Source organism: Dyadobacter beijingensis DSM 21582, assembly GCF_000382205.1.
Classification (GTDB): Bacteria; Bacteroidota; Bacteroidia; order Cytophagales; family Spirosomataceae; genus Dyadobacter; species Dyadobacter beijingensis.
In genome coordinates this window covers 611,990-633,578 of record NZ_KB907787.1, presented here as the reverse complement: position 1 = coordinate 633,578, position 21,589 = coordinate 611,990, and the positions used below count along the sequence as shown (strand labels likewise).

Here is a 21,589-nt window from a genome sequence, read left to right as displayed (position 1 = left end):
GACCCCGCTGCATTCGTGGCGGGGTCTTTTTTTGTGCCAGCTATGCCTCGGCTTTACCGGGCGCAGGCGGCAGCAAATCGGCCGGTCTCGCGGGTGTGGGGAATGAAATGTTATGGTCGTCGAAAACCTTCTTCACCAGCTTCATCACCGTACTTTTTGCCGGTCCGGGACCGATCTTATCCTGCCTGATCCAGAACAGTATTTCAAAATCAATGCTCTTCTCACTGAACCGGAGGAAGTTGAATTCGACGGGCTTCAGCGGGTCCAGGAAATCGAGCCCCTTTACGACACTTAATGCCAGGCTTTCCACAATGGCGAGGTCGTCCTTGTAGCCAATGCTTCCTTCCATTCGCACGCGCCTTTCGCCCGAATGCGTGAAGTTGACGATCGGTTTCTGGAAAATGTCCTTACTCGGCAGCTCCACCTGCTGGCCTTCGAAGTTATCCAGCTTCACCGACCGCAGCCCGATGGACAGCACTTTGCCCGTATAACCATTGGTTTCGATGATATCCCCCACCTGAATAGGCCGCTGAATGGCAATGAATGCGCCTGAAATGAAGTTGGTCGTCAGATCCTGAAAAGCAAAACCCAGCGCCAGCGCCAGCACACCCGCGCCCGCGAGCAGCGAGGTAACCGTTTTATCCAGGCCCAATACCCCCAATGCGAAGAAAAGGCCCGTGGTGATGATTGCAATGCGCGTAATGGTTGAAATAAGCCCCACCAATGCAATATTCTGCGACGCCCGGCCGAGAATGCGCTCGACAAACTTACCGCCGATCGACGCCATGAACCTGAAAACAACCAGGATCAGGATCGCGATGAAAATGTTGGGCAACAAGCGATAAATCTCCACCGTCCAGCGGTCGAGTTTAATAGCTATCGGATCTACTATTTTGGAAATCTGGGCGAAAATCATCTGTCGTTAAATCTGCAAGGCCACGGATTGTTTGCCAGCGCATTCAAAACATGGACGGGCTCTCAATTGTTGTGTGGTGCACAAAAATAACAAGCGGGGCCCGGATTCGATCCCGGCCCCGCCCGCTTTTTACTGAATACAGGATTACAGCCGATCCAGCAGCTCTTTCTTTTTAGTGCTGAATTCTTCTTCTGAAATCTGTCCTTTTTCAAAAAGCACATTCAACTTTTCGATCGTAGCGATCACAATATCCTGTGGACTTCTCGCCTCCGCAGACAAATCAGTATTGGATGTCACGTCGTACGCCATTTCCGGTGTAGCCTGCCGGGACGCGTCGGGATCCGACACCACTTCCAGCGACGACAAATCCACCTGCCCCTCCTGGCTCGTAAAGCGGTAACTGCTCGCGGCACCCTGTTGTTGCGAAATACCCGTAATGTGATGGTGTTTCGTGTCGTAAATGGTCCGTTTACCGCCATCCTCCACTACCAGTCGGTGGACCGGAGCAAAATACGCATAACGGAAATTATTCTGCGAACCGCTGGACGTCGGATTTCCGAATACGGCAGGCCACGAACTGCTGGGCTGGCTGAAAAAGCCGCTTCCTTTGACCGCTCCTCTCGGTGCATCGATCCCGGCCTGCGATGCCGCGCGCTGTTCGTCTTCCCGGTCTTCAAAGAGTACCGTGGTAGAGGCAAGATCCGCCAGTTCGCCGGCCAGCTTGTCGACGTTCGCACGTAGCGAACTATTGAACATATCGCCCACCATCGTCATGCCGCCTTTCATCCATTGTCCCTGCCCGCCGAGCTCCGGCAGGTTGAACTGTGCCATCGTTCCATTTCCGTGGATAATGGCCTTAAGAAGCGACTCGACGGTTTCAGGTTGTAGTTTATATCGGGCGGCGATTTCGTTGACTTTCCGCTGCCCGTCTGTGCTTAATACTTTCATGATTTCCCTTTTTCGATTAACGGACACAAAAACAATGCCATAGCACCCAAATTACCGCATACTTACCGAACCCTGCCATTCACGCATCGGATTTCGGGCGACTTCTACATTGCCTTTATGTTTGAACCGACACAAGTCAAATGTTCAACCATCAAACGGTATGTTTATGAAACAACTCACGATGACAGGAAACCTGTTAAAGGGACTGGCGCTGGCCGCGGTGCTGGCCGGATGCCAGCAAGAAGACGTTGTAACGCAAAGCCCTTCACCGGGCGTTACGGCTAACGACAACCATGCGAAGATCGCATTCACCCCCCAACTATTGAAAGAGGACGCCAACCAACTCGAATACTTCGGCGATTACGATGTCAACAGGGGTAAGCTGAAAAAATTGACCAATAACGACGAGGGTTACTACACCGAATATCAATACAGCGGGCAAACGATCGTAGCGCAGCGCCGGAAAATTTCTACTAATTCTCTGAGTTATCAGGTAACCTACCAGCTGGATGGTTCGGGGCGGTGCGTGGAAAGCCTCAGCACCGAGACAAACAAAACGCTGAAATACGAGTATAGCCAAACGGGCCGGCTGACAAAAATATACAACAAAGCAGCCCCCAATGAACGGATGGAATTCACCTACGAATCCAACGCCCTGACTTTGCTAAAAACGATCTCGTTCTTTAACCAGGCGAATGCGGCGACAAAGGAAATAAGTTACGGCTACATGGTACAAGGCGGCACTGGTATGGAAAACAAATATCCGGTCAACCCGACTGCGCTCGGTATTACCAGCAGATTCCTTCCGTTATTCGGCGCATTCCAGGCACAGCTACCCACTTATGAATCTACCAAAATGCTCCCCTGGAATGGCGCGGCATACCCCACATACAGTCTAACCTATGCCTTCAACGCAAACGGCTTCCCTAAGACCATTACTGCGAATTCGAGCATGGGCGGCGTTCCTCTCGTGACGAACCGGACGTACACTACTCCCGGCTTATAATTTCAATCCGGCACCTCCTCCAACAACCGAAAATTTACCCATTTAAACCATTCACCTATCGGATTTCAAGCGTGTTCTGCGACAAGACTAAGTTTGACTCCATTTTAATCCAATTCACACATTTTATTTTAAACGTTATGAAAAAACTACACATCGCAGGAAATCTGTTGAAAGGATTGCTGTTGGCGGGGATGCTGACGGGTTGCCAGAATGACGATGTTTTGAATCCGCAGCTACAAGAAAGTGCTTTCGCGAATGAGGCTGGGGCGAAGGTGAATGCGGAATTGAAACTGACAAAAGATGGGGTCACTTCTCTTCAGTACATAAAATCGGGTAGATTTACCGGCTGGATATCAAAGGTATCGGAAACCAACTATTACACTCAGTATTATTATGTCGACGGTGGAGGCAATAACTTTAGTGTTACCAGCAAACGCTACCAGAAGTCGAACAATGGCCTGGTTGAGGAACTTCAATACAATATTGTCAACGGGAAATGTTTAAGCAGTATTGATAAGACCTCCAATATTAATTATGAATATAATTACAGCGAGGTAGGCCGTCTCAATTGGATCAAATCGACAGCTAATGGATCTTCAAGTAAGCGCATATTCACATATGACTATATTTCAGCCACCGGAGTTGAACGCTTGAATATTCTCACATTCGCATCCAACGTTACCGCTGCAAATCCGAATGGAATTACTTACAAAACAATTGACTACAATTACTACAAGTCGGGTGTCGGCAATATTCCCGACAAATACCATCTCAACCCGCAGTTCTCCGAACTTGACAGATATTTGCCAATTTTCGGAAAGTTCAGTGACGCCTTAATCACCGACCTGACTGCAAAACTGGCTTCTGATCCAAGCAGCCTCATTCCATTTTATCGATTTACATACACCCTCAATTCGGATGGTTATCCGACCTTTCGTACAATCGAATACTTCCCTGGTGGCGCGGGTAATAATAATGGGAAGCAAACTATATCGGGCGAGCTGAAATATTCCACTAGCTGGGCAGGTCTATAATTTTATCAATTTAATCGTAAAAGCAGTCAATGCATTATTGACTGCTTTTCTTTTTTTACAGTACATTTCGATCAATGATAGAAAGTCAAGTTGAGGTCAGCAAATATTACAATAAGCTATTTAGTTACTCAAAAATCCCAAAAAAATAAAAAAATAGCTAAATATTAAAACTATTAAAAAATCATGACAGAAATAATTAATCAAATTAGTTCCCAATACCGAATACATTAAACAACAGTAAAAAAATACCAATAGGGAGTAAAGTTATGTATAAATGGAAAACTTTAATTACCATTACGCAGAACAATCATCAACAAAAGCCGTTAATTCAATAATTTTAGTATGAAAGCAATTCTTAGATACATTTAAATCGAACGTTCGATTTAAAATCACCATTTAAACATCTAAGTATTATGGAGCACTCAAAAATTTCCGAAAAACTGTTAAGGATCTTGGTACTGGCAGGGTTGCTGAGCTCTTGCCAAAACGATGAGCCCATTGCAACATTGCAATCCTCTTCCGTGGAATCAGCGGATCAAAATGCAAAATTAATCGCCAATCCTAATCTGGTTATAGATGGAGATAAGACTTTGGAATATGTCAATTGGGGAAGGTATGCCGGCAAACTTTCCAAAGTGACCGATAGCAAGTATTTTACAGAATACTCCTATAATGACAATAACGGCTCCACCGATTTATGGATCATCAGTAAGCGTTACGACAAAGCCAGCAATGCTCTGGTTAATGAGCACAAATTTCAGGTTTCGAATGGAAAATGCATTGCAAGCCGTGACGTGACTAATCAGATCGACTATGCATACATGTACAACGCCGCAAATCGTTTGACCGAAATAAAGGCGATACCGCAAAACGCTTCGACTTACAAAATCATATTCGATCATGCCTATTACAGCGCTACGAAGGAATATCGGCTACGAACGATCAGTGTGCATGAAAGCACGGGGCCGGTCAGCGAAATGACAATCGGCTACACCCTGCCGGGTGGGACATTGATCACGGATAAATACCCCTTAAATCCGGATATCGGGTTGGACAGATATCTCCATATCTATGGAAATTTCAGCAACTACCTCGTTCAACAAATATCGGTTGCCCAGCTTAATTCCTCCAATCAGCCGATAACATTTACCAAACTTACCTATTCGACTAATTCGGATGGGTACGTAACGACGAGAGTTACCGAATATCACCCACTCGGGTATGGCAATAATAATGGCGTAAAAACTACTGTTGACTTGCTTAAATATTCGAATTGAAAATCCATGAAAATAGGTGATCATTAGTGTCACCCGTCTTCATGGTAAATATCTCACAGTAGATCCAACGGTTAATGACTTGACTTCAACCGGGCCGCCCAAAAACGGCCCGGTTTTATTCATCCCCATGATAGCCGCGTTCGATATCCTCCCATTTCCGCTCCAATCCGGCATCTTCCTTTACATTACGTTGCCCCTTCACTGCCGCCTCCGCGGCCCTCAGCCGATCCTCGGTCAGCGGGTGCGTGCTGAGCAGTTTCAGGTTTGTCATGTCGCCATGTTCACCTTTGAGCATCGTGAATAAATCCACGAAACCTTTGATATTCAGGCCTTCGGATTGGAAAATCGCCATAGCCTTTTGATCCGCTTCGGTTTCCAGCTCGCGGGAATAGGTAAGGTTGGCAAGGGCATTGGAATTGTCGGCGAGGACGGTGACGATGCCGTTAATGTCGTTCAGGAGGATAGACAGGAACAGGTAACCGCCCAGGCTTCGGAGGACGTTACGCAATGAATGACGGTAATGGACGTGGGACACCTCGTGCGCGAGCAGCGCGGCGAGCTCTTCCTTCGTTTTCATCTTGCGCAGGATACCATCGAATACGACGATGTTCCCGCCCGGCAATGCGAATGCATTGGCGTCCTTTTCCCTTACCACCGTCACCCGAATGGGATACCGCGTTTTGAAATCGATGGATCGGGCGAAGTCGTTCACTTTAACGGTGAGCGTGGAGTCGACGTCGTAGCCGTGGAGCAAGTTCTCGTACATTGTATCTCCCATTTCCACCTCCGCGCTCACGGGTACGCGTGACGCAACGGCGCTCGCCAGCAGCGGGAGCCCGTACCAGTACGCCACCCCCAAAAGAGCCACTACAAGCACGGCCATACCCGCAATAGCCGTATTACTCAGCTTGAAAAGCCGCGAAATACCTTTTTTGAAAAAGACCCGGTCAGGATAATGCTGCGTGAGTGCGGCGGGTAGCTGCCGGTCCTTGCACTCGATGGTCTGCTGCGGGAAGCTGCCGTAGCGGAATATGAAAAGGTCGCTGAAATTCTCGTCGGTGACGATGCCGGGCAGCGTCCATCGCGCAGAAGTGAGCTCGCCCGACGGGTCCTGATAATGGATAAGCCAGTGATCAGGCCTGAGCGTAAGCGTAGCGTCGTGCGCGATGGAGCGCCTGCCGTCGTGGTAACGGGCACTGAAATGCTGCATGAAAGGGGTCGAATGTGATTAAACAAGCCCAATATCGATCATATCCGCGAGATCTTCGCCGGTTGCGTCTGTGTAATCGGCTTCGGTTTGCGTGATGGCATTCACGTCCAGCGGTCCATCGATATGAATATGATTAAATACAAACTGCATGGCCCGCACAATCGCCCAGGGTGTTGCCAGGCCCAGGCTGAGCACGATGATCAGCAAGTTCACGATAATGAGTTTGAAATAACCGCCCGCGGTAGCTGTGGAACGGAAGGTAAGCCGCGTCTCGCCCTGGTACATTCGGATATTGTCGACATAATAGGCAAAAAGCTCTTTGGCCCACCAGAAAAAATAAATACCAAACGTGATCACCGTGAGCAGGTACCCTTTGAAATTCATCCAAAAGAAAGCAGACCCTTCGCCCTCGTAGGAAAATGTAATGTTGCCGAAGCGGAGGTTCTTAAAAATATATTTCCGGATTTCAATCACAAACCACGCCCCGTAAATCCCGAACGTAAAAATGGTGATCAGGCTTCCCACTATAAACATATTCAGAAATTCCTTACGGTCTCCGCGGTACCCGAAATGGATTCCGCGCCACGATGAACGTGACGTCCGGTAGCGCAGCGCACCGTGAATGGCGATGGGTACCAAAATCAATAAACCAATGTAAAAGACCGCAACACCGAGCATGGTAATGGTGAAATTCCGCGATAATGCGGCCAGGAAAAGGATACCGTAAAGCCCGATGAAAATCCCGATCGCTTTGATAAAGCCTTTGAACATTTCCTTCCCCGTTCCGTGAAAGGTAAACCGGCTGCCCTCAAACTCCGATTCTTCATACATGTATTTCAGCAAGGCGGCCTTTGCCCAGGGATAATAAATACCCAGCGTAACCATCGTCAGCAGAATATTGACAATGTAAATACCGAACAGCTTAGCACCTTCGCCGTGAAAACTGAGCTGGCGGGTTTCGTTTTGATGCAGTTCCATTTAGTTAGATTTGAAAGTGAAGAAAGTCAATGAAAGCGAGGAAAATCAAATATAAAAATTTCAATTCGCGATTAGATAAATTCTTTATTAACAGTCATCACGCGGACGTAGAAAATTAGCTTCCGGCACAATTCTTTTAATAAACGCCCCACAACATTTCATCAAAACAATCGGAAATCATGGATATCTATCAAATGGCTAACGAATACCTGGATACGAATGCCGGTGGCGGCGATCCTACCGATCCTCGCGAAACCCCGCCGTTCGATCCACGGCCCGAAGTTCCTTCGCCCGACATTCCCGAGGAAACGCCGCCCTACGAAAAGGAGCCCGAAACCCCGCCCATTGAGCCGGAGCCGGAGTTGCCGCCTGTCGAACCGGTCGTCCCGGAAGTGGAGCCGCTGCCCGGCGAAGAACCTGGCATTCCGGCATTTAAGTAAACAGCCGTCTACAACATTCACAATTTAAAGTTAATTCAGGACAAAGTGACTATTTTCACAAAGTAGTCACAAAACCTACTACAAAATTTGTAGTCGGATTTGAATTCGTCGTATCTTCACTTAAATTTTTTGTAGACCCGACGAATGACTAAAATTTTTACGCTCTGTTTTTTCTTTATCTCCTTCTCTATTCAGGCTCAGTCAAATAAGTTACTTCCCGGAAAGATTGAAGCAGAAGATTTTGTTGCAATGAATGCCGTCGGCACCGAAGCTACTTCGGACGCGGACGGCGGACAAAACGTAGGCTGGATCCAGGATGGCAGCTGGATGGATTACGCCGTCCAGGCACCGTCGGCCGGTTACTACACGTTCCGTTTCCGCATTGCCAATGGTTACAGCCCCGAAGCTACCTTGGCCCTTCGCTCGGCCGGCGGCGCAACGCTCGGCAGTGTTGTTCTCCCCCAGACCGGCGGAATGCAAGGCTGGCAAACGGTTTCATTTGTAGCACTACTCCCGCAAGGCAACCAGACGATCCGCATTTTCGCCGAAAAAGGCGGCTGGAACTTCAACTGGTTCGACGTATCGGCCTCGCGGCCGCTGTCGTCAGGCAAGGTGGAAGCAGAAAGTTTTGATGCCATGCGCGAAGTCCGTACGGAGAATACGGGCGACGAAGGCGGCGGCCAGAACGTCGGCTACATTGACGATAACGACTGGATGGATTATAACCTCAGCCTGGCCAATGCACGCGATTATGAAATCCAGTTCAGGGTTGCCAATCAATGGGGAAATGGTATCATTGAAATACAGAATGCTTCCGGCGCGGTTTTGGGTAGCGTTAATGTGCCCCAAACGGGCGGCTGGCAGAACTGGGTAACCATCAGCACCACCGTGCCTTTGCCTGCAGGCAGCCAGGTGATCAGGCTGTTTGCCAGAAGCGGGGCATTCAACCTGAATTGGTTCTCATTCGTTTCGGCCAGCCAGCGTATTACCGGCACCATTCTGCCTGCCAAGGTGGAGGCCGAAAATTTCGACGATTCTCACAGCGTACAGTTACAAAATACGGAAGATGCCGACGGTGGTCAGAATGTAGAGTGGATACAGGACAACAGCTGGATGGACTACGATGTGCACGTGCCGACGGCAGGGGTTTTCACCTTCAAGTACCGCATTGCAAACGGTTTCAGTCCCGAGGCAGCATTGACCCTCAAAAACAGCGACGGCAACGACCTGGGCAGCATTGTGTTACCTCAAACAGGCGGAATGCAGGGCTGGAAAACGGTGAGCATGCTCGCCTCCCTACCCGCCGGTAACCAGCGCCTGCGCGTTTTCGCGACGAAAGGAGGCTGGAATTTCAATTGGTTTGAAGCCCTGGAGTCGCGCGCACTTGCCTCGCGCATCGAAGCTGAAACTTTCGACGCGGCTTCCGACGTCCGGACCGAAACGACGGGCGACGTAGACGGTGACCAGAACGTCAATTACATCGACGACAACGACTGGATGGACTATAATGTGCATGTCCCGACAGCCGGCACCTACACGGTAAACTTCCGGGTGGCCAACCAATGGGGAAATGGCAATATTCAGTTCAAAAACACCGGCGGGGCCGTACTAGGAAGCGTAGATGTGCCGCAAACCGGCGGCTGGCAGAACTATACTACCGTCCGCACGACGATCCAGCTTGAAGCGGGCAGCCAGATTTTCCGCATTTTCGCCAATCGCGGGGCATTCAATTTCAACTGGTTTGAAGTCATCCCCGGTTCGGTGCAGGGAAAATCCGTCATCACATTCGACGCCATTTCGGACAAAAGCCTGACCGATGGCTCATTCAATCTGACCGCCAGCAGTACCAATCCCGAAACACCGTTACAATTTACTTCTTCCAATCCGTCGGTTGTATCTGTTTCGAACGCGAGCGGTATCTGGAAGGCGTCCATTCACACAGCCGGGCAGGTGACCATTACCGCTTCGCAAGCGGGTAATAATAATTATCTGACGGCCGATAATGTGGCCAGAACGTTCACGGTTTCGGACAATTCCAACCCGAACAACCCCGCGCTCGGCACCAAAATCCCGATCGATCCGAAACGCTGGTACCAGCTCACGAATGCCGCCAACGGTCTGGAAGGCTTGTTCGACGGCAATACGCAAGAAAACGTGCTGACGGGCTGGGGCAAGGTGATCAACAATTACGAAGCCTATTACCCGCTGAAAGACGACGAGCAGATCACTTTGAATGGAGTTAAATTCTTTGATTTTACAGGTTCTGCGCAAGATTTCCCGCTAACGCTTGCCGTGATCACCGATCAATGGGAACGCATTCCGGTGGCGACTTTCACCGGCGAGATCTACAATGGCTGGGTAGGCCCCTACCCCGATCGCCAGCTTTCCGGCGACGCGCAGTTCAAACTCGACCAACCGATGAGCAACATCCGCTACCTGGTCATGACGATGTCGAACACCTTACCGACGGAAATCGAGTTCTATGGCAGCTATACGCCGGGCACAGAGACCGTCAAACCGGCTCGTGCGAAGCATATCAAACTCAACGACATGCTCGGTGTGAATGGTTACGAATGGTATTTCCAGGATGGTGCGCATACCGAATCGCTAGTCGAATCGAAGGTGCAGGTAGCGAAGAGTTTCACCGGCCTGCGTCATTATATGGATTGGGAAAAACTGGAATCGTCGGAAGGCGTGTATTCCTACAATCCCACATTAAGCGGCAGCTGGAATTACGATTTGATTTACGAACGTTGCAAGCAGGAAGGCATCGAAATACTGGCTTGTCTTAAAACGCAGCCCGCCTGGATGCGGGAAACATACCCCGAAGACCAGCGCGATCCCGAGAATGTGCCGGTGCGCTACGGAAAGAGCTTTTCGGATCCGGTGTCCTACAAAGAACAAGCCAGGGTAGCGTTCCAGTATGCGGCTCGTTATGGAAGTAATCCCAATGTAGACCCCTCGCTGCTAAGCGTTTCCACTACACCGCGCTGGACGAACGACCCGGTCAATACCATTAAAATCGGCCTTAACCTGATCAAATACATTGAATGCGACAACGAGCGCGACAAGTGGTGGAAAGGCCGCAAAGGCTACCAGACCGCCCGCGAATACGCAGCGAACATGTCGGCATTTTATGACGGACATAAAAATACGATGGGTCCTGGCGTAGGCGTGAAAAATGCCGACCCGAACATGAAAGTAGTCATTGCCGGGCTGGTTACCGGCCCCGATTTCGTGAAGGGAATGGTGGATTGGTGCAAGGAATTCCGCGGCTTCAATGCCGATGGAACCGTGAACCTCTGCTGGGATGTGGTTAATTTTCACCTGTATACCGATAATGCATCGTCGAGCCAGAGCGGTACTTCTACCCGCGGTGCGGCGCCGGAGGTGACGAACGCAAAGCAAATCCTCGAAAACTTCGTGAAAGTAACCCGCGAAGTGTCCAATGACCTGCCTATCTGGAATACCGAAGCCGGTTACGACATACACCCGGAAAGCCCGTTGAAAGCGATCCCGATCGGCAGCAAGTCCGCAATGCAGACGCAGGCGGACTGGATTCTGCGCACGTCGCTCTTCACTGCCCGTAATGGGGTCGAAAAGTTGTTTTTCTACCAAATGTATGACGATCACGGCCACGGCGGGATGTTCGGCACTTCGGGATTTGTAAACAATGACCAGACCCGCCGGCCATCTGCCGACTATTTCCTGCAAACGCAGAAGCTTTTCGGCCAGTACGAATACAAGGAAACGATCCATAACGACCCGATCGTGGACCGTTACGAATTGAACGGCAAATCGGTTTACATCCTCACCGTGCCCGACGAGGTAGGCCGCACCGCCGAATATACATTGAACCTCAACCAATCGGGCGTTGCGAGAATTTACACCCCTACCGCCGGCGCCGACAATATGGCTATGGCCGAGCTGCCGATCGTGGATGGCAAAGTGACGGTTACCGCCGGCGAAACGCCGATTTTCGTCATGGCTGCCGACGGTTCCAATGCGCGCCAGGCAGCGGTGGAAATGGCCGCGCCGGCATTGGAACCGGAGGCTCCCCTGCATGCGGATGTGAATGTTTATCCAAACCCAACCTCCGATTACCTCCGGATCGACCTCGCCAACGAGAAAACAGAGCTGATCGAAATCCGTATTTTCGACGCGAAATCAGGACGGCTTTTCAAGAATATGAAGGTGAATAAAACGGCCAACCGCTTCGAGCACCAGCTGAACATCACGCATTTGCCTGCGAGTGTTTACATTGTCGAGATCAGGCAAGGGAACGACCGGGCGTTCAGGAAGGTGGCGAAAGTCAATTAATACAGAAGATCAATAGAGAAAAAGCCCGGATCGTTGCGGTCCGGGCTTTGTTGTTTCAATCTAAAAATGCGGCCCCGCTCAGGCGGCGGTTGAGCCTGCTCCCGCTTTCGAGGCGGGCGATATTAAACTTGTCGCGGTATTCTTTCGGCGTTACGCCGGTACTTTTCTTGAAGAGCTGCCGAAACGATTTCAGATCGTTATAGCCTGAATTCAGCATTACTTCCAGCACGCTCTGGTCGGTTTGGGCCAGCAATTTCTTCGCTGCTTCGATGCGCGTGCGCTGCAAATATTCGATCGGCGTCACGCCGATGGCCTGCTTGAAACGCCTTACCACGTTGCGCCGGCTCGCCGGAATGTCCTGGATCAGCACCTCTATCGTGCTGCCCTCCTGGTATTCCTGTTCGATTTTCTGTTGCGCCATATTTACCAGGCCGTCGCCGTGATCTTGCGGCGGGGCAAATGTGCCGAAATACGTCTGCTGCTCCCGGTCCATATCGATCGCAAACATCTTGGCCGTCCGCAATGTGAGATCCTTTCCGCAAAAACGCTGGATCAGGTACAGCATCAGATGAAAGCTGCTCGTAGCGCCGCCGCTTGTATAAATACCTCTGTCCTCAGTCACTACCGCGTCGCTTTTCATGATAATATCCGGGAAATTAGACGCTAGCGCCTCCGCCGCATCGATGTGCGTGGTAGCATGCCGGCCATTCAGCAAGCCGGCAGCGGCCAGCAGGAATGCACCGGTACAGAAGCTTGCCAGCTCCGCGCCGTTTTTATATTGCTCCCAAAGCCACGGAACGCAGCATTGGTTGCTCGTAATGGAACTTTGCACATCGCCCGAACCGAATGCAGGTATCAGGATCAAATCCTGCTTCGTAAACTCGCTGATCGGCTGCATGGCATAGGCGCCGTAAAACTGGCCCGGCTCAGGGTCGGGCGAAAACAGGGTAATGTTGAAAAAATGGGGCTGATTGGCACGTTCGTAGAAGCTGTTCACCGACTCGAAAACATCGAGTATCGCTGCTACGCTCAATAAGCGGTGCCGATTGGTAATTAATAGACCTAATTGTAGCATGTTGTTGATGGTTAATCTTTGACATTCAGATCAAAGCGGGCACCAATATAAATATTTTTGTCCCAAATACCCCTCGCGATTGGCATCTTCGACCTTGTTTTGCTTCTTATTTTTGTCAAATTTTGAATTAACAAATTTCAACCGATGCCCATTTAAATTCAAACACTATGTCCAAAAGCAAATTCGAAATTTCCCTCGAATCCGGAACACACCACCAACTTCAAAGCCTCGTAGGCAACTGGAAGGGCGTCACTAAAACATGGTTCGAACCGAATGTCCTGGCCGACGAGTCCGGGATGACCGGTACCATCAAATCCATCCTCGGCGGCAGCTTCCTGCTGCACGAATACCAGGGGAGCATTGACGGAAAGCCCTTCCAGGGCATCGCCATCTACGGTTTCGACATTCCCAACAGCAATGCCCAGGCGTTTTGGGTCGACAGTTTTCACATGGGCACGGGCATGATGCTCTCCAACGGCACCCCTACCGAAAATGGTTTCACCGTCCTCGGCCAGTACAGCGTCCCCGAATATCCCGCCCCCTGGAACTGGCGCACCGTTGCCGAGCTCACCGATCCCGACACATTGGTCATCACTGCCTATAACATTTCCCCGGAAGGCGACGAAGACAAGGCGACGGAAACGGTTTACAAGCGCGTAGGCTGATTATGGCCGCATTTGCGCCAGTTCATTTTGAATAAAGTCCTGCAACTGTTCTTTGGTCGGCAGCTGCACGACATATTTGCTCACAAACAGCTGCATATCGCTGTCTGCCACCGCGTACTCCACGAGTGCGCGGTTTTGGTTTGTGACGAGCAGCAACCCCACCGGCGGGTTATCGTCGCGGGCCATCACTTCTTTTTTATAGTAATTGATATAAGTTTTCAGCTGACCGATATGCTCGTGTTTTACCTCATTGGTTTTCAGTTCGATCAGCACGTGGCATTTCAGAATGCGGTGGTAAAAAACCAGGTCCACAAAAAAGTAATCATCCCCGATAATGATCCGCTTCTGCTTCGCCTCGAAACAGAACCCATGCCCCAGTTCAATCAGAAAAGCTTCCAGGTTTTCGACCAATGCCTGTTCCAGGTCGTTTTCATATACCACATCTTTGGCTTCCAAGCCCAAAAACTCAAAAGTGAAAGGGGATTTGATAATGTCCGCAATACCCACCCGCTGAGCATGCTGTTCGACATCCCGGCCTAGTGCAACGGGGTCAATACTTAGCCCTGACCTTTCGTAGTAGAGGGTGTTGATTTGTCTTTTCAGCTCAGAAACGCTCCAATTGCCTTTGATGCATTGGTTCTCGTAGAATCGCCTTTTTTCAGGCTCCCGAAGCGGAAGTAGTAGCGTAAGATGTGAGAAAGATAGTTTGGAAATCAACACATCCGGATCCACTGAACGCTTCGCTGAGGCATCGTCCAGCACATAGCCGACCTTGCCAATTATTTCCGCCAAGTCTTTCGATTTGGCAGGCAACCCATTTTTGAATTGTGCAGACAGCGTCTGCACAATTTGCGGATAAGTCAGATAGAACTGTCTGAACAGTTTCAAATTCCTCGCACCAAGGCCTGCAATGCGCAATACTTCTGCAAGTTCGTCGACCAGCCGCAGCCCATATTGTGCCCTATCTTCGCCGTGCTGCTCAAATTCGACAATATGAAAGCCGATTAGCCAATTGCGGATTGTCAAATAACGATTGATCGCCTTGGAAGCGCTTTGCTGAAGCGTTGAATTTGTTTCGTGAATCGAGTTCACCAATGCACTAAAGTTTGCCATGTCGATGAAGTTTTAAAAGTCCGAAAACGGCAATATCGACCAACGCCCGTTGGCGAACCTCATCTAATGTCCCAATGGCACGACTTTGTTATCCTGCGTTTTACAAAGTCATCAACAAATGAAAATCCTGAAAAAAATATCCGCATTCGCATTGCTGGCCGCGCTTTGGGCCGCTTGTAAACCTGTGCCGGTTTCGCATTGGTTTCCCGTCACGCCGCAGGAGCACTATGAGCGCGAGTTGCTGAAAGCGAAGTTGGAGAAAACATCGGCCGGGCAGACATGGTTTCGCATGAGTACCGCCGTGCTTGCGGATTCACTTGTGACCGCCGTCCCCCACCAGGAGCGCATTTTCCTCGGCGATTCCATTCCGGCGCAGGCGTTCAGGCTGACGGTACCCGAAGGCCGCAGGCTCGTTATCACACCAAACCGGTCGAACGAAGATTCCACGGCGCTGCTGTTTTTGGAATTGTATAAAATCAAGCGGAACGGGAAGCCCCAGCGTTTGGAATACCTCAAAGACAATGTCGCCAACATTACCTACGCCAACGACGGCCAGGATACGCTTCTCCTGAAAGTGCAGACGGGGCTTCACCAAACGCTTTCCGTAGCCGTATCGCTGCTCACAGAACCGACGCTTGCATTTCCCGTCGCCGGGCACAGCATGTCGAGCGTGATCAGTTTCTGGGGCGCGGACCGCGACGCAGGCGCACGCCTGCACGAGGGCATCGACATACGTGCGCGCCGCGGGACACCCGCCATTGCCGCGCGTGACGGCTTCGTAACCCAGGTTGGGACCAACAACCTGGGTGGAAAAGTGGTGTTCGTATCTTCATTGGATAACCCTTATTCGCTGTATTATGCGCATCTGGATAGCCAGGTCGTGTCCACAGGCCAGCGCGTGCGGCTGGGCGATACGCTCGGATTAGTCGGGAATACGGGTAATGCCATCACCACGTCGCCGCATTTGCATTTCGGCATTTACGCCCGCGGTTCCGGCGCAGTGAACCCGCTGCCGTTTATCGACGATCGGAAGGAAAAGCTGGCGGGTTTGCCCGAGCTTTCGAAATGGATGGGCGATACGGTTACCATTAAAAAGAAGGCAAATCTGTACACCAGTGCTCAATTTAGCCGCGCTGAAATGATCAGGGCACTGCCGGCAGGCGAGCCGGTGCGTATCATCGGGGAGTCGGGCAAGGGGTACCGCATTCAGCTGGATGATGGGACGAAAGGTTATATTCCGACGGTACCGCTCCAAGCGCGCAAAGGCAAGTCCGAAGGCATTAGCAAAGCCGATTAAATGCAAAATCCCGGTATTCGCATACCGAGATTCCGACAATAATGAGGTATGAATTTAAGCGACTGCCACGGTAGTTGGCTCGGATTTGAGCGCTACCGGCTCATGCACTTCCACCGGTTCGGCATCGCCTACGATGGGGCCGTTGTGAGATAGCTCGCTGCCTTCTTTTTTGGATTTAAAAATGGGCCACATAAACTGCGCATACCATTCTTCCTCCTGGTAATGCTTGATGCCGTAGCTCGACGGATATTTGCGCGTGATAATGCCCGTTCCGAAAATGATATCCCAGAGAAAAAACATATTACCGAAGTTGCCTTTGTAATACCCCACCCCATCATCGGTGGTATCGGCGTGGTGTGCATGGTGTGTGGCGGGTGTGGAAATCAGCCTTTCCAGTACCCAGCCGATCGGTTGCAGCCATTTCTTTTCGTAAAACGGCTTGTCCCAGGGAATGCTCGAATGCGCGCCCGTTGTGATGAACGATTTGATCACTTTCACAAACAATGCGGCATAACCCAGACCTAGATACGTCAGCGCAATGGTGAGGTAGGTTTGCGAGAAGAACAGGGTGTAAATCACATTCTGCCGGCTCGCCATCGCCATTCCCATGTAATTGGCCGAGTGGTGCGTGCGGTGAAAGCGCCATAGCCAGGGCACCTGGTGGTGCAGGCGGTGGTACCAGTATTGCGTAAGGTCGTCGGCTACGGCGATGATCAGGAATGCCCACCAGAATGGCACCCATTCGAATGCATTCTTCGCGTCGGGCAGCACCAGCGGCAGGAATTTTAATCCAAAATATGCCACGAAAGGCCGGATAATCAGCTTCGGAACGACAAAGCAGACAATATCCAGAATGCGTTCGTTCTTCGTCCATTTGTTTTCGTACAAACCCGCCGCAAATTCGATCGCGCCGAGCACGAGAATAATCACCGGTAACCCCCAGCTGCTCAGGTTTTTGAATACATCTTCAACGAATCCCGGTGCTTTGAACGGAAACGCGTTGACACCCTCCCACGGCCGGTAACCGAAAATCTGGAAGCTGGCAAACATCAATACAATGGGCGCGAGGTAGAGCACCACGCTGATCAGACCGTCGCGGGTTATTTTTTGGGCCAGGGATTTGTCCAGGTTCATGCGTGATCAGTATTTAAAAGGTGAAATGAGATGTCAGTGAAAGAGCTGCAAGGCCAGCCATATGCCGCCGGCAATCAATGCAAAAGGAACTAGCGTGAGCAGAACGCCGACGGCGATTTTCCGCACCAGCAATACCGCGTCTGAAAATGTGAACATATTTCGATGGGAATAATATACCGGTAAGCAATAAACGTAATACGTAATATGGGTACGGAAATACCCCGGGACAGCACAGCCGGCAACTGAAATCGCCAACCACCGAAAATTTCAGATGATCAGCCATGACTGTCTGGCGGGATATTTCCGAGAAATGTCAGAGGATACCTCGCTGCTTCAACAACAGCGTCCGGTATGAGGCTTGGATAAACAAAGCGTGAAGGCGCCCCTCCCTGTTCCCTTCGAAGGGAATGTACAAAGTAAATTAACCGTGCTCATATCAAAGATGCCTGGATTAATACTCAGCTCAGGGTGGTTCAGGAGCTTTGTTTTTTAATAGTATACTTATTTGATAGACAAAGTAAGTTTAATGTTTTTGAAAATGCAATACCTCTCTTCATTTTTCTTGAAATAAAAAAAAATCCGTGGTGACAGTAACGCGCTGTCGGCCACGGATCAGACAGAAAGGCGTCAAATGACACGCGGCTGTCGATTTTATATAAACCAATTTATTTCAACTCGGTCAACCACTGCTGAGCGAATGCCCGCGCAGTATTGGTAGGCGTTGCGCCCATGCGGTAACAGAACTTCCACACATCGCTTTTGCCCTCATAGGCTGCATTTATAAACTTTTTGCGCCCATTTACCTCTTTCGTCTGCGCCGCGAAATCCACGCCTTTGCTCTGGTTCAGAAAATCGGTCAGGCGGGCCGTGAGTACCCTTTTCGGGTCTTTCAACTTCTCGTATTCATCGGCGTTGCTCTTCGCGTTGCGCGCCAGCGTCTGCTCCGACTGGCGGATCTCGTCGTTGGCCAGGAACTCGGCATATTGCTTTTTAAACTCCTCCATATTGGTCTTCAAAAGCGGTTTGATCTTTTTGAAAAACGCCGCATTGCGCTTGCCGTCCTCGATCTGCTTTTTGAAATCGGCCCGCTGCTCCGCCGGAATGCTGCTAAGCATACTTTCCATCCCGACGAACGTCTCGGCCGACTGGATCTGAATGTCGACCACCGGTTCCATATCCTTCGCCTGCAAGCCCTGCACGCCTTTCAAACGGTTGGTCCGGATTTCCTGCTTGCGCTGCTCGCTGACCGTCGTTTCCAGTTTAGGATAACGCTTCGCGATGGATTCCGTATAACGTTTCTGAAAATCTTCGGAGCTGAAATACGTCTTCACGAACGATCCTGCCTTTTTGATGGCCGTCGCCTGCACATCGGGTGCCAGTGAGCGACAGGCCGATTTCACTGAGCTACTGAAATAAGGCACATTCACCGACGCGGCCTGCAAGCCGTTCCACACACGGTTTTGAAGTTCCTTTTGCGAAATCCCGTATTCCTCGAACTCGTCGCTGAATGTAAAATTGAGGAATGCAATGCAAAAGGCATAGAGCAAAAAGGGTACTATTTTATTTTTCATGGCTGTAATTGTTCAAGAGGTAATTGGTTTATAATGCGGCCTTAGTTACTGTTTCGTGGCGGTCACTTCGATTTCCGCGCCGTCGTAGATCACGAAAATGTTGAGTTTGCCGTCCTTCACATTGCCTACTTTGTCGGTACCTTCATAGATATCGACGCCTGTGCTGCCTGCATTTTTGAGCGTAAGCGTGCCTACTTCTTCATCCGGCTGGCGAACGCCGTCAAGCGACAGCGTCATTTTCGCGGTAACCACCTCCGCGGAGAATTTTTCCAGTTCGACGGTCACTTTGGCCTTGGCGCGTTCGAGCGGGTATTCTTCTCCGTCTTCCGTCATCCGGGTTACCTTATAGCTGCCTGCCACTTTCGAGCTCAGTTCCGGGGATACGTCCTTGTCTTTTTCCTCGCAAGCGAACATCATTGTAGAGAGCAGCAACAGGGCGAAAATGTTTTTCAAAAATGTAATCTTTTTCATGGCTGTAATGATTTTAAAATGATAAATGGATGTGATAATTTTTGTCTTTCGACATCACAAAGGTAGCTCGGCGGGGAGGGCGCGAACAATCCTCTAAAAGCATGATTTTTAGAAAATCATATGTTTATAGGATATTATTAAAAGGTTTTATTTCAGACTTTTGTCCCTGTAATTTTCCAATCCATTCTACTCTCCGGATACGATGAAATTATATTTCCGAACCTTTTTACTGGTGCTTTTATACAACCAGGCATTTGCACAAAACCCAGATCCCGCCGCGATACTGAAACGCATTCAGCAGAGCAGGCAGGACACCAACCGCGTGCTGGCGTATATTGAATACGGGCAATACCTGGAAAACCAGAACCTCGACAGTGCGGGCAAGTACTATTTGAAAGCCGATGCCCTGAGCGAGCAGCTGAACTACGATCTGGGCCGGTTTAAATTCAGGTCCAACTACACTTACATCCTCAATTTGCAGGGCAAGTTCGAAGAGGGGCTCAAACTGAACCGCGAGAGCTATGAAATTGCGAAACGGATGAACCACCAGGTGAATATCGGCAAGAGCCTGAACAATATCGCGGCCAGTTATACCTACATGGGCAATTTTACCGAGGCAATCAAATACTACCAGCAGGCTGCCAGCCAGTTTGATAAGCTGGGAATGAAGGAGTTTTTGCCCCGGCTTTACATTAGTATCGGCACCGCGTTCGAGCATGCCAATTTGTTTAACAAGTCATTGGTATATAAGCACAAAGCACTGCAACTGGCGCGCCCTATGAAAGACAGCCTGCAACTGGCCGACATTCTGACCAATATCGGGGGCTGTTATTTCAATTTGAAACGCTACAATGAAGCGCTCGCCCATTTCAAGGAAGGGCTGGTTGTTTCTGAAAAAATCCATTCGGAAATATTTGTAACACAGGCATATGCTGGCCTTTGCCGCACCAACCGGCTGTTGAAAAATCTCAGCGAGGCATGGATTTACGGCCAAAAGGGCCTCGACCTCGCCCGTAAAACAGGTAACGTGTTCCTGGAACTGGACTGCCTCCGCGCATTGATGTTCCTGGCCGAGGACGACAAAAAGATCGACCTCTCGGCGAAATACACGAAGGAAGCGCTCACCATTGCGGAAGCCAACAATATGACCGACCATTTGGTGGAGCTTTACGAAGATTACGCAACCGACCTCGCCCGCCAGAACAATTACAAGGCTGCCTACGATTACCTGATGAAGTATTCGATCCTGAACGATTCCATCCAGGGCATCGACGTGCAAAAGCAGTTGCAGGAACTCGATACCAAATACCTGACTGCACAGAAAGAGAAGCAGATCGTGACGCTGGAAGCGGAAAAACAAACCCGTAACACATTGATATACGGCCTGATCGTCGGCCTGGTAGCATTGCTTGCGATCGCGGTTCTGGTATACCGCAACATTGCATTCCGCCGCCGCGTGGCCGAGCAGGAAGTGCTGCAACTGCAACAGGAAAAGCAGCTCGTTGCGACCAATTCGATTTTGAAAGGACAAGAAGAAGAACGCACCCGCGTGGCCCGCGACCTGCACGACGGCCTCGGCGGACTATTATCCGGCATTAAATTAACTCTGAATTCCGTGAAAGGAAATGTAATCCTGCCCGAGGAAAGCGCGATGACGTTTACCAGGGCCCTGACCCAACTCGACGGCGCCATCAGCGAAATGCGCCGCGTGGCCCACAGCATGATGCCCGAATCACTCGTCCGGTTCGGGTTAATCGACGCGCTGAGCGACTTTTGCGACGGCATCAGCACCTCCGGCCGCTTGAAAGTGACCATGCAGGCGTTCGGTTTCGACGACAAACGTCTCGATTCACAGGTAGAAGTGGTGCTTTACCGCATTATCCAGGAGTTGCTCAACAATGTGCTCAAATACGCCGACGCCAGCGAAGCGCAGGTGCAGCTGACCTGGGTCGAAAATAATGTGAGCGTAACTGTGGAAGATAATGGCAAAGGGTTCGACGTGAAAAACCTGGAACAGAACAAGGGTGCGGGCCTCCGCAACGTGCAGGCGCGCGTGGATTACCTGAACGGTACGCTCGACATTCAGTCGAAACCGGGCGAAGGCACCTCGGTATTGGTAGAAATAACACTTTGA

Annotated in this window: 18 protein-coding genes; 8 read left to right on the top strand and 10 right to left on the bottom strand. The window is 50.3% G+C overall.

The annotated features are described in order from the left end of the window. Nucleotides 1-40 precede the first annotated feature (40 nt). A complete protein-coding gene (locus tag H144_RS0109905) occupies nucleotides 41-916 on the bottom strand; it encodes a mechanosensitive ion channel family protein (protein WP_019941900.1) in 876 nt (291 codons plus the stop codon). 144 nt (nucleotides 917-1,060) lie between these two features. Then, on the bottom strand, nucleotides 1,061-1,864 hold the full coding sequence (locus H144_RS0109900; RefSeq protein WP_019941899.1) for an SHOCT domain-containing protein: 804 nt from the start codon (nucleotides 1,862-1,864) through the stop codon (nucleotides 1,061-1,063). Nucleotides 1,865-2,030: 166 nt separating this feature from the next. Here H144_RS0109900 and H144_RS0109895 point away from each other — a divergent pair, with 166 nt between their 5' ends. The 3 genes from H144_RS0109895 to H144_RS0109885 all read left to right on the top strand — a co-directional run bounded on the left by H144_RS0109895 (nucleotide 2,031) and on the right by H144_RS0109885 (nucleotide 5,181). Beyond that, complete coding sequence (locus tag H144_RS0109895; RefSeq protein WP_157504605.1) at nucleotides 2,031-2,870, top strand: hypothetical protein; 840 nt, start codon at nucleotides 2,031-2,033, stop codon at nucleotides 2,868-2,870. Nucleotides 2,871-3,007: 137 nt separating this feature from the next. Further along, nucleotides 3,008-3,904: a hypothetical protein gene (locus tag H144_RS0109890; protein WP_157504603.1), complete on the top strand. Its 897-nt coding sequence runs from the start codon at nucleotides 3,008-3,010 to the stop codon at nucleotides 3,902-3,904. A 413-nt stretch (nucleotides 3,905-4,317) separates the two neighbouring features. Next, the gene (locus H144_RS0109885) at nucleotides 4,318-5,181 is read left to right on the top strand and encodes a hypothetical protein (protein ID WP_019941896.1); all 864 of its coding nucleotides are present in this window, start codon (nucleotides 4,318-4,320) and stop codon (nucleotides 5,179-5,181) included. Nucleotides 5,182-5,296: 115 nt separating this feature from the next. Here the strand turns inward: H144_RS0109885 and H144_RS31660 are convergent, their stop codons facing one another. Further along, nucleotides 5,297-6,391 carry a M48 family metallopeptidase gene (locus tag H144_RS31660; protein ID WP_019941895.1) on the bottom strand — a complete coding sequence of 365 codons (1,095 nt, stop codon included), beginning with the start codon at nucleotides 6,389-6,391 and terminating at the stop codon, nucleotides 5,297-5,299. Between the two features lie 18 nt (nucleotides 6,392-6,409). Then, nucleotides 6,410-7,369, bottom strand: coding sequence for a YjgN family protein (locus tag H144_RS0109875; protein WP_019941894.1), 960 nt, complete (start codon nucleotides 7,367-7,369; stop codon nucleotides 6,410-6,412). Nucleotides 7,370-7,548: 179 nt separating this feature from the next. On the opposite strand from H144_RS0109875, the gene H144_RS0109865 reads away from it, so the two are divergent. Further along, nucleotides 7,549-7,809 (top strand): hypothetical protein, encoded by a 261-nt coding sequence (locus H144_RS0109865; protein ID WP_019941892.1) that lies wholly within the window; start codon nucleotides 7,549-7,551, stop codon nucleotides 7,807-7,809. 144 nt (nucleotides 7,810-7,953) lie between these two features. Then, a complete protein-coding gene (locus H144_RS0109860) occupies nucleotides 7,954-12,129 on the top strand; it encodes a carbohydrate-binding protein (protein ID WP_026350561.1) in 4,176 nt (1,391 codons plus the stop codon). Nucleotides 12,130-12,184: 55 nt separating this feature from the next. Here the strand turns inward: H144_RS0109860 and H144_RS0109855 are convergent, their stop codons facing one another. Next, nucleotides 12,185-13,204, bottom strand: a complete 1,020-nt coding sequence (locus tag H144_RS0109855) for a GlxA family transcriptional regulator (RefSeq protein WP_026350560.1) — start codon at nucleotides 13,202-13,204, stop codon at nucleotides 12,185-12,187. Between the two features lie 167 nt (nucleotides 13,205-13,371). Between H144_RS0109855 and H144_RS0109850 the strand changes: the two genes are divergently transcribed. Then, nucleotides 13,372-13,869 (top strand): DUF1579 domain-containing protein, encoded by a 498-nt coding sequence (locus H144_RS0109850; protein WP_019941889.1) that lies wholly within the window; start codon nucleotides 13,372-13,374, stop codon nucleotides 13,867-13,869. On the opposite strand, the gene H144_RS0109845 is transcribed toward H144_RS0109850, so the two are convergent. After that, nucleotides 13,870-14,982, bottom strand: a complete 1,113-nt coding sequence (locus H144_RS0109845; protein ID WP_019941888.1) for a PDDEXK nuclease domain-containing protein — start codon at nucleotides 14,980-14,982, stop codon at nucleotides 13,870-13,872. Between the two features lie 118 nt (nucleotides 14,983-15,100). Here H144_RS0109845 and H144_RS0109840 point away from each other — a divergent pair, with 118 nt between their 5' ends. Next, nucleotides 15,101-16,279: a peptidoglycan DD-metalloendopeptidase family protein gene (locus H144_RS0109840; RefSeq protein ID WP_019941887.1), complete on the top strand. Its 1,179-nt coding sequence runs from the start codon at nucleotides 15,101-15,103 to the stop codon at nucleotides 16,277-16,279. Between the two features lie 54 nt (nucleotides 16,280-16,333). Here the strand turns inward: H144_RS0109840 and H144_RS0109835 are convergent, their stop codons facing one another. From H144_RS0109835 to H144_RS0109820, 4 genes are all read right to left on the bottom strand, one after another. Then, on the bottom strand, nucleotides 16,334-17,413 hold the full coding sequence (locus H144_RS0109835) for a sterol desaturase family protein (protein ID WP_019941886.1): 1,080 nt from the start codon (nucleotides 17,411-17,413) through the stop codon (nucleotides 16,334-16,336). A 33-nt stretch (nucleotides 17,414-17,446) separates the two neighbouring features. Beyond that, nucleotides 17,447-17,569 (bottom strand): hypothetical protein, encoded by a 123-nt coding sequence (locus tag H144_RS34955; protein WP_019941885.1) that lies wholly within the window; start codon nucleotides 17,567-17,569, stop codon nucleotides 17,447-17,449. A gap of 509 nt (nucleotides 17,570-18,078) precedes the next feature. After that, a complete protein-coding gene (locus H144_RS0109825) occupies nucleotides 18,079-18,984 on the bottom strand; it encodes a hypothetical protein (RefSeq protein ID WP_019941884.1) in 906 nt (301 codons plus the stop codon). A gap of 45 nt (nucleotides 18,985-19,029) precedes the next feature. Further along, the gene (locus tag H144_RS0109820; protein WP_019941883.1) at nucleotides 19,030-19,455 is read right to left on the bottom strand and encodes a hypothetical protein; all 426 of its coding nucleotides are present in this window, start codon (nucleotides 19,453-19,455) and stop codon (nucleotides 19,030-19,032) included. Between the two features lie 232 nt (nucleotides 19,456-19,687). On the opposite strand from H144_RS0109820, the gene H144_RS0109815 reads away from it, so the two are divergent. Continuing rightward, nucleotides 19,688-21,589: a tetratricopeptide repeat-containing sensor histidine kinase gene (locus tag H144_RS0109815; protein ID WP_229207873.1), complete on the top strand. Its 1,902-nt coding sequence runs from the start codon at nucleotides 19,688-19,690 to the stop codon at nucleotides 21,587-21,589.